A 1,022-nucleotide genomic window follows, 5' to 3' on the forward strand; every position below is an offset into this window, starting at 1 on the left:
CATCACCAGAGCGTGAGGGCTTCGGTTTGAGGACGGTCTCTCGTTTCCGTCTGCCGCTGGTGCGGCAGGGGTGCGCCACCTGCCCGCCCCCGCCCGGCCGTGCGGCCGGGTGGGGTGGTGCGGGTCTTCCGGTCGGCTCCACGAGGCTTCGACGCCTTGGTGGCGTCCGGGTCTGCGGCCACTCCGGTACCCGTTACTGCGGCTGCCGCGAGTGCGGCGAGGTTGTGTGCGGCGTTGGCGTCCCGGTCGAGGACCAGGCCGCAGGCGTCGCAGTGGTAGGTCCGGATGTGCAGCGGCAGTTTGGCTTTCACCGCGCCGCACCCCGAACAGGTCTTGGAGGAAGGGAACCAGCGGTCCGCGGCCACCAGGCGGCAGCCGTTGCGGCGGGTCTTGTAGGTGAGTTGTCGGCGGATCTCGCCGAATCCGGCGTCGGCGATACGCCGGGCCAGGCGCCGGTTGCGGAGCATCCCGGCGACGTTGAGGTCTTCGACCACGACGGTGCCGTACTCGGCCGCCACGGCACTGGTCAGCTTGTGCAGGGCGTCTTCCCGGAGGTTCGCGATGCGGTGCTGGACCTTGTTGCGGGTGACGTTGGCCTTCTCCCACCGGCGGGACGGCTTCTGTCCGGTGCGGCGGTCCGGGCCCCGTCGGCGGGACACCGTCCGGGACGCGCGGCACAGCTCCTTCAACGCGGCATCAAGGTGTCGGGGGTTGGGCACCTCGCGGATCTCGCCGGTGCTGTCGGCCATGACCGCGAGGGTCTTGATGCCGAGGTCGATACCGACCGCGACGTCCGGGCGGGCGACGCGCGCCAGGTCCCGCTTCACCTCGGCCTGCAAGGACACGAACCAGCGACCGCGCTCGTGGCGGACGGTGGCCGACAGGATGCGGGCGGTCCCGGCCTGCACGCGGGTGAGGAGCTTGCCCGTGGGCTCGTGGACGCGGATCGTGCCCAGGCGTGGCAGCGTGACGTGCCGGCCGCCGGTCTCGACGCGGATGGTGCCGGTGGTGAACCGGCAGGC

The 1,022-nt window shown here is 71.7% G+C and carries 1 protein-coding gene; it reads right to left on the reverse strand.

What is annotated here, in order from left to right:
- Positions 1-2: 2 nt before the first annotated feature.
- A partial coding sequence (gene tnpB / locus ACIBK0_RS51985; RefSeq protein ID WP_399097575.1) for an IS607 family element RNA-guided endonuclease TnpB occupies positions 3-1,022 on the reverse strand: 1,020 nt, incomplete at its 5' end.

The organism is Streptomyces sp. NPDC050564, assembly GCF_044457265.1.
Taxonomy (GTDB): domain Bacteria; phylum Actinomycetota; class Actinomycetes; order Streptomycetales; family Streptomycetaceae; genus Streptomyces.